An 8,237-nucleotide genomic window follows, 5' to 3' on the forward strand; every position below is an offset into this window, starting at 1 on the left:
GGGGGTTGGGGGCCACCTTCGGCGGTCCCCAACCCCCGAAAGATTTTTCTTCACTCCTCCATCTGCTGGAGCAGAGGGGCGATCCGGTAATAGAAATCCAATGATTCGGGGTTGATCAAAGCATCCCGGTTCACGACCGGCCGCCCGTTGATGATGTTCGAGACCGCCGTCTCCACCTTCTTCAGGTTGAGGGTGTAGGGGATATCCGGCGCCTCCATGATGATCGCCGGCACATGGCGAGGCGAGGCCTTCTCCCGCAGCGTCCGGCGGATCTTCTCTTTTAACTCCTCCGTCAGGGTATACCCAGGGGCCAGCTTCACGAAGAGGACGATCCGCTGATCCCCCTTCCAGCTCTGTCCCACCGCCAAGGCGTCGGCGATCTCCTCGAGCGACTCCAGCGGCCGGTAGATCTCCGCCGTGCCGATCCGCACCCCGGAGGGCTTCAGCACGGCGTCCGAGCGGCCCAGGAAGGTGATGCCCCCCGTGTCGCTGTGCATGATGATGTAATCGCCGTGCCGCCACACATTCCGGTTCGGATAGAACTCGAAATAAGCTTCCCGATACTTCCGACCGTCGGGATCGTTCCAGAAGTAAAGGGGCATCGAAGGGGAGGGCGCTTCGCACACCAGCTCGCCGGGCTGGTCATAAACCGGATCCCCCTTCTCATCGTAGGCCTTGATCTTCATCCCCAGGGCCGGGGCCTGCAATTCCCCGGCGTAGACGGGGAGCGTCGGGCTGCCGGCGGCGAAACAGCCGTTGATATCCGTGCCCCCCGAGATGGAGTTGAAGTGCAGGTCGCTCTTGATCTCCCGATACACATATTCGAACCCCTCGGCGGAAAGCGGCGAGCCGGTCTGGGAGATCTCCCGCAGGGAGGAGAGGTCGCAGACCTTCCGAGGCGAGACGCCCTGGTTGCGCAGGAAGTTGATATAGCTGGCGCTGCAACCGAAGATGGTGATCCGCTCTTCATCGATGATCCGCCACATTTGATAGGGGTCCGGATAGTTGGGGTTTCCCTCGTAGAGGACGATGGTGGCGCCCACGGCGAGGGAGCTGAGCAGCCAGTTCCACATCATCCAGCTGGGGGAGGTGATGTAGGTGATGACGTCCTCCCGCTTCAGGTCCGTGTGCAGGATGAGCTCCCGGAGGTGGCTGATCAGCACCCCGCCCGCGCTCTGCACCATACACTTGGGCTTGCCAGTGGTCCCGGAGGAGAACATGATGTAAACGGGGTGTTCGAAGGGAAGCTGCTCGAAGGCGATGGGCGGGCAGCGGTCCGGCGCCAGGAACTCCTCCCAGCGGACAGCGTGGGGGATCGCGTCGATCTCCGGGGCCTCCGTGACGTAGGGAACCACCACCACTTTCTCCAGAGAGGGGATGTTCCTCGCCACCTCCGCGACGTTCTCTAAGGTGAGAAAGCGTTGGCCTTTGTAGAAATAGCCGTCAGCGGCGAAAAGGACCTTGGGCTCCAGCTGGCCCAAGCGGTCCAGGGCGGCGGGGGCTGAGAGGTCCAGGCCCACGGAGGCCCACACGGCGCCCAGGCTGGTGGCGGCCAGCATCGCGATGGCCGTCTCCATGAGGTTCGGCATATAGGCCACCACCCGATCCCCTGGTTGCACCCCCAAGCGGCGCAGGGAGGCGGCCAGGCGCGCCACGGTGTTATGGAGCTCCGCATAGGTCATCGTCCGCCGCGTGCCTTGTTCGTTCCGGAACACCAAGGCCAGGCGGTCGTCGCGATAGCGCAGGAGGTTCTCCGCGAAATTCAAGTAAGCCCCGATGAACCATCGCGCGCCCGGGAAACGGGTCAGATCGTCCACCACCTGCGTATAAGGCCGGGAGGCACGGATCCCCACGAAGTCCCACACCGTGGCCCAGAAGTCGGGGATGTTTTCGATCGACCACTGGTAGAGGTCCCAATACGTCTGGAAGTTCCGGTTGTGCCGCGCATTCACATATTCAATGAAGCGGGTTATGTTCGCCTGGCGCTTCCGCTCCTCCGATGGCACCCAAAGCGGTTCCTTTCCCTTCTTCATGGAAAATCCCTCCTGAGCCGGATGCGCTGGGTAGAAAGCGACAAACGGGAAGCGGCGGTGCTTACGGATCCCCCGGGTTGGTTAGAAGACGTAGGGCATGATAAGGAAAGCGATCGAAGTCACGACGAAATAGACAATGAAGAACACGATCGCGTATCCCATGATGTTCCGAAACTCGGTCTTGGCGATACCGAGCAGTGGAATCGCCCAGAACGGTTGGATAACGTCCGTCATCATGTCACCCCACGCATAAGTGACCACCAACTGGTTGAGTGGCACCTTCAGGTTCAGTGCAGCCTGGACGATGTAGGGCGCTTCGATCGCCCACTTGGAACCACCCGATGGCACAAAGTAGTTCAGAATGCCAGAGTACCAGTAGATGAACAGCGGAAAGGTTTGAGGGGTGGCAATCGCTGTGAACCAATTGGCCATCACTTGCGCCAACCCCGAGTCTCGGATGATCCCAAACATCCCTGCGTAGAAGGGGAACTGGATCAGAACGCCCCAGACGTGGGTTCCTGCCTCCGCGGCGGCCTTGAGGAAGGAAGCAGGCGTCCAGTGGAAGAGGATGCCCAGGATGAGAAACATAAAGTTGACGGAGTCCAGGGTGATCCCGCCAAACCCCTTCGTCGAGTAATTCCAAAAGAGCCAGACGAGCCCCATCAGGCCCACGAAGAGATTGACCCACGGGGTGTGCGCGATCCAATCCGCAAATGTCTTGATCTCCGGCTTGGGTTCCTCCGCCTCCTCTTTCAGCAGGGAGGGATCCGCCTCAATCGTGTCCTCAGGCTTAGGATGCATGCGCATGGCCAAAAATGTCCAGACCACCAGGACGATAAACGCCAGGATGAGATTGAAGGGGGTGAAGATGGTCTGGGTCACGCTGATGATCCCCATCTCCTTTTCCATAAAGTGCTTAGGGGTCGCTACCAAAAGCGGCGCGGAGGCGGAGAGGCCCGAGTGCCACATCCCGCCCAGGCCGAGGTAAGCCGCGCAGACGAGGAGACCGTAGTCCACCCCGCGTTGCTTGCGCACCATGTAACGCACGAAGACTGCGCTGCCGACGATAGAAAGGCCCCAGTTGATCCACGCCAGGAGCATCGAGACAAGGGCCATCAAGCCGACGCTCTGGACCGGATTCCTGGGGATTCCCGCCAGCCAATTGAGGGCGGCCCGCACGGGGCGCGAGGCGGAGAGGATATAACCCGTCATGATGATCAGGGCCATCTGCATCGCAAAGGTATGCAGCACCCAAAAGCCGTTGCCCCAATCTTGGATCAATTGATAGGGCCCGTGCTTGCCGAACGCCAGGGCCAAGAGAAAAGTGATCACCGTCAGGAGGACCGCGATGATCCAGGCATCGGGAACCCAGCGCCTCGTCCAGTGTGTTAGCGCAGTCGCTAATCGCTGTAACATGGCTCACCTCCTTAAGATGTCCAGGTGGTGATTGCTTCCGCCGGGCCACGAACCGTTCGCTTCGGACTGCTCTGGGGGAGCGCAAGGGGCATGGGAGCGAGACCGGGCCCAAGGCCGGATCCGAGCTCCGAAGGGGATCCCATGGCCATCGATCCGCCCACTCGAACCAATGCGTCCATTTCATGGGCCCCGATACCGAAGAAGTCTGATTCTATTATATGCAAGGCTGGAGGGGATAGGCAGGGTTTTTCCGCCCTCAGGATGCCCGCGAGGACGATGCCAGGGTCCGCAGAACGATTTGCGCATAGAGGCCCATCGCCAGCAACCGGCCCAGCCCGGATAGGGCAAAGAGGGGGTAGAACCCCCAATGCGAGGCCATCCATCCGCCGACCGCCGCCCCGGCCGCCGAGGCGATCCCTACGATGAGGTTATAGAGGGCCGCATAACGGGGACGGGTTTCCTCCGGGGAGAGGAACAGCAGGGTGTTGAAATTGCACAGGTCGAAGCCGGCCCATAAGAAGCCAGCCAGGGCGTTGATCGGCACGATATGCCATGGGGAGCGGGCCAACAGCCAGGCCCATGGAAGGAGCGGGATGAAAAAGCCCGCCCGCAGAAGCGCCCGCGGCGCCCCCCAGCGATCGCTCCAGCGGCCGAAAAAGGCCTGCCCGAACAGCGCGGTGAAGGCGGAAACCGCGGTCAGCAAGCCCACAGCCCGGGCGTCCGCGCCCAGGTTCCGCACCAAGTGAACATTGAAAAACGGGCCGGCGAGGAAGAGGGAGAAGTTCCAGATCCCGGCAGTGGCCAGGTAGCTCAGGAAAACGGGATGCCTCCGGATCTCCCGCCACGGCGGGAGCCGCTTGGCACGCACCACCCCGGGGCTGGCTTCCGGGAGGCTCGCGAACACGGCCAGCCCGATGGCCCCCAGGGCGAAGGCGAGGGCGAAGGCCGCTTGATATCCTCGGAGGCCCCCTAAGGCGGTGATCAGCCAGCCGGCGACAGCCACCCCGATCAAACCGGCGACACCGCTGCCGATGTTGCGCCAGCCGAAATACCGGCCCCGGATCTCCAGCGGCACCCACTCGCCGACCAGGCTGGTCCAGGCCGGCGCCCCTAAACCCCACAAACCGGCCCGCAACGCCCCCGTGAGCACCACTGACCAGATGGCCGCGGATCCGCTTAGGAAAAAAGGCAGCAGCGTCCAGAAAACTAAGTTCGCCCGGGCGAGGCCAACCGCGATCACCACCAGCGCCTTGCGACGGCCCCAGCGTTCCGCCAGCCGGGCTCCGGGGATCAGCAGGGCGGCGTAGATCAACTGGGCGAGGCCGTTCAGCCATCCGATCTCCCGAGGCCCGGCCCCCATGGCCAGCGCGAAAAGGGGGAGGTAATCGACCACGAAGGCGTCCGAGAGGCGCGCCAGCACGCCATCCCACCAGAACCGGCGCAGCGTGCGGGAGGAGTTCCCCGGCGGTGCGCCCTCCTCTTCCATCGATTCCCCCCGTGGGAAGGCCGGCAGGGGGAACGCCATCGCTTTCACGCTTCGAAAAACGGAACGAAACGGAGACCTCATGGACGGCCCTCGCTTCAACTTGTCTGCGATGCCCAAAAGGATGTCGGCAAAGCTCGGCCCGCGAAATTCCACGAGCCGGTAAAATCCTTATCAGTTAGGATCCCAGCCCGAGATGGAGATCATTCCCATGGATCCCCGTAAGCTGCTTCTCGCCCTGCGCTTTGTTGGCCTTCGGACCGCCCTACGGGCGGTGTGGAGTGCATGGGAACGCGATCGGGCTGAGCGTTCGATCCGGATCCCCCATCCGGTCCCCTGGCAACCGATCCGCCCCCTCGAACGGATGGACCTGCTGCCCGACGGTGCCCGCTTCAACGGCCCCGACGCCGAACTGGAGGTCCGTTTCCTGGCCTCGGATGTCCTGCGTCTCACCTGGACCCCCGGCCTTCTTCCCCTGCCTTATGCGGTCGTCCGCGAAACGCTGGAGGAGACCCCGATCGCATGGGCCCCCCAGCCGGATGGTTGGGTGCTGGAGAGCTCCGCCGTTCGGATCGCCGTGAGCGCCCACGGCCGCCTGCGCTTTCAGACGCCGGCCGGATGCGTGTGGCGGGAGGAGGATCCTCCGGAGCGGGGAGGCGGGGCCTGGCGCCACCGGATCCGGCTCCGGCCTGAGGAACGATTATACGGCTTGGGGGAGCGAGCGGCACCGCTGAACCGCCGCGGCCGGGTCTACCGGATGTGGAATCGAGATCCGGGCGGGAGCTACGGTCCGGATGCGGATCCGCTTTACCTGGGCATCCCCCTCTGGCTCAGCCTGCACTCGGATGGGGCCTACCTGGTCTTCTATGAGAATCCCTTCGACGCGATCTTCGACCTGGGGGCCACGGAGCCGGACGCGGCATGGGTGACCTTCGCCGGTGGCGCCTTGCGTTATTATGTGTTCTACGGCCCTCCGGCGCGCGCCATGAATCGCTACACGGAACTCACTGGCCGTCCGCCTTTGCCCCCTCGCTGGGCCCTCGGCTTCCACCAGTCCCGCTGGAGCTATATGAGCGCTGAGGAGGTCCGCGCGGTGGCCCGGGGGTTCCAGGAGCATGAGCTCCCGCTGCAGGCCATCCACCTGGACATCGATTACATGGATGGCTATCGGGTGTTCACCGTGGATCGCCGGCGATTTCCTGATCTCCCGGAGCTGATCCGCGAGTTGGAAGGGCAGGGGATCCGAACGGTGGTGATCCTGGATCCCGGGGTGAAGATCGATCCGGACCATCCTGTCTACCGAGAGGGGTGGAGGCAGGGGGCGTTCTGCCGCTTACCGGACGGGCGGATCTATCGCGGGCTGGTATGGCCGGGGTGGTGCGCCTTCCCGGACTTCACGGATCCCCAAGTGCGGAGGTGGTGGGGCTCCCATTATCGATCGTTTGTGGAGATGGACGTAGCCGGGTTCTGGCACGATATGAACGAACCCACCACGTTCACCGCGTGGGGGGAGCCCACATTCCCTCGGACGGTCCGTCACGCGTTGGAGGGGCGGGGAGGGGACCATCGGGAGGCGCACAATCTCTACGGCCTGTTGATGAATCAAGCTGCATGGGAGGCCTTACGGGAGCTGCGTCCGGATCGACGGCCTTTCCTGCTCACCCGATCGGGGTGGGCGGGCGTCCAGCGCTACGCATGGAACTGGACGGGGGACACGGAGAGCACATGGGCGATGCTCCGACGAACGCTGTCGGTCGTCCTGGGATTGGGGCTTTCCGGGATCCCATATACCGGCCCGGACATCGGAGGGTTCAGTGGGGCGCCGTCGGCGGAGCTGTTCATCCGCTGGTTCCAGGCGGCGGCGTTCATGCCCTTCTTTCGGAGCCATGCGGCGAAGGGGACCCCGCGACGGGAGCCATGGGCCTTTGGGGAACCGGCCCTTTCCATCATTCGGGAATTCCTCCGCCTGCGGGTTCGCCTGTTGCCGTATCTTTACACGCTCGCTTGGGAGACGGCGCAGACCGGAGCGCCGCTGGTACGTCCCCTGTTCTGGCTGGATGAGAAGGATCCTTCTTTGTGGGAAATCGAAGACGCCTTCCTGTTGGGGCCCGCCCTCCTGGTGGCGCCGGTGGTCGAGGAGGGCGCCCGTTCGCGCAAGGTGTTCCTTCCTTCGGGGGAGTGGTATGACTTCTGGAGCGATCAGCGGTTCGCAGGCCCAGGGACGGTGGAGGCGAGCGCCCCGCTGGAGCGCATCCCCATATTTGTTCGAGCGGGAAGCATCTTGCCGATGGCCGAGGGCGGCTTGACCTTGCACATCTATGTGCCCTCCACCGGGGGAGGGGAGGGGTCTCTCTATCATGATGATGGGGATGGGTTCGGCCCTTATCGGATGGCGCGCTTTCGCATGGAGCGGGAGGGGAACCGCGTGGGGCTTCGCTGGGTCGATGAAGGGGAGCTCCCGTGGCCGTGGGAGACCTTGACGTTGCGTTTCCATGGATTTTCGGTTCGCCGCGCGGTGGTCGATGGCCGAGAGATCCCTGTTCAGGGGGATTGTTTCACAGTGCGTCCGTTTCGAGAAGTTCAAATTAATGGATCATGAGGGTAACCAAATGACCTGCAGGATCCCCTGTTTCTCCAGCGCTCGGATTTCGGGATCTCCGGTCACCAGGGGAAGATCCATCTCGCGGGCCAGCTGGACGGCAAAGGCATCAGCCAGCGCGATCGCATAACGAGCCTTCAAACGAGCGGCTTCCAAAACCCGCTTCGCCGTAACTCCGACCGGCGTTACAGGTATCGAACGGCGGACATCCCACCAGAACGCGTCGGCCTCGTCTATCCCCCGGGCCCGAAAGAGCCGATAGTAAACCTCGCCCAGGTTGATCCATGAAACCCAACAGTGGAATTCCTCCTCGGCGGTCGCTCGCTCCAGGAACTTTTCCACCTGATCTGCTCCAGGCTCATCCTGCAGCCAGGACAGAAGGGCAAAGGCATCAAGGCAGACACTCATCTCGCCGTACCTCATCGGCATGTTCTGCAATATGCGCTTGAAGCGCTCCGGAACCAGCAAGGCGTCCCCGCCAGTACCGCCAGTCACTGCCGATAGAGGAGGGTAATCGAGTCAATATCACCCGATCCCCTTCTAATGTCACTACAAAGCGGTCTCCCTCCCGCATTCCTAAGGCCTCCCGCACCTCCCGGGGGAGCACAATCTGCCCTTTGGAGGAAAGCGTCACAATCGCCACTTGTTCCCCTCCCTCTTAAGGGAAAGTTGAATAATTTTAGGGTGGGTGGGGCCGCCGAAGGCG

The 8,237-nt window shown here is 62.9% G+C and carries 6 protein-coding genes; 1 reads left to right on the top strand and 5 read right to left on the bottom strand.

Annotation, left to right across the window (positions count from 1 at the left end; genetic code table 11):
* Nucleotides 1–50: 50 nt before the first annotated feature.
* The 3 genes from ACFMO5_RS07870 to ACFMO5_RS07880 form a co-directional block, all read right to left on the bottom strand.
* Nucleotides 51–2,033, bottom strand: coding sequence for an acetoacetate--CoA ligase (locus ACFMO5_RS07870; RefSeq protein WP_376792200.1), 1,983 nt, complete (start codon nt 2,031–2,033; stop codon nt 51–53).
* Between the two features lie 81 nt (nt 2,034–2,114).
* Entirely contained in the window at nt 2,115–3,449 is a 1,335-nt protein-coding gene (locus ACFMO5_RS07875; protein WP_376792201.1) for a short-chain fatty acid transporter, read from the bottom strand.
* 256 nt (nt 3,450–3,705) lie between these two features.
* On the bottom strand, nt 3,706–4,935 hold the full coding sequence (locus tag ACFMO5_RS07880) for an MFS transporter (RefSeq protein ID WP_376792202.1): 1,230 nt from the start codon (nt 4,933–4,935) through the stop codon (nt 3,706–3,708).
* A gap of 208 nt (nt 4,936–5,143) precedes the next feature.
* Between ACFMO5_RS07880 and ACFMO5_RS07885 the strand changes: the two genes are divergently transcribed.
* Nucleotides 5,144–7,531 (top strand): TIM-barrel domain-containing protein, encoded by a 2,388-nt coding sequence (locus ACFMO5_RS07885; RefSeq protein WP_376792203.1) that lies wholly within the window; start codon nt 5,144–5,146, stop codon nt 7,529–7,531.
* Here the strand turns inward: ACFMO5_RS07885 and ACFMO5_RS07890 are convergent.
* Nucleotides 7,526–7,939 (bottom strand): type II toxin-antitoxin system VapC family toxin, encoded by a 414-nt coding sequence (locus ACFMO5_RS07890; RefSeq protein ID WP_376792204.1) that lies wholly within the window; start codon nt 7,937–7,939, stop codon nt 7,526–7,528. The two genes, ACFMO5_RS07885 and ACFMO5_RS07890, sit on opposite strands and share 6 nt — an antisense overlap.
* Nucleotides 7,923–8,174: an AbrB/MazE/SpoVT family DNA-binding domain-containing protein gene (locus ACFMO5_RS07895; RefSeq protein WP_376792205.1), complete on the bottom strand. Its 252-nt coding sequence runs from the start codon at nt 8,172–8,174 to the stop codon at nt 7,923–7,925. Before ACFMO5_RS07895 ends, ACFMO5_RS07890 begins: the two co-directional genes overlap by 17 nt.
* Between the last annotated feature and the right edge of the window lie 63 nt (nt 8,175–8,237).

Source organism: Thermoflexus sp., from assembly GCF_042408365.1.
Lineage (GTDB): Bacteria > Chloroflexota > Anaerolineae > Thermoflexales > Thermoflexaceae > Thermoflexus.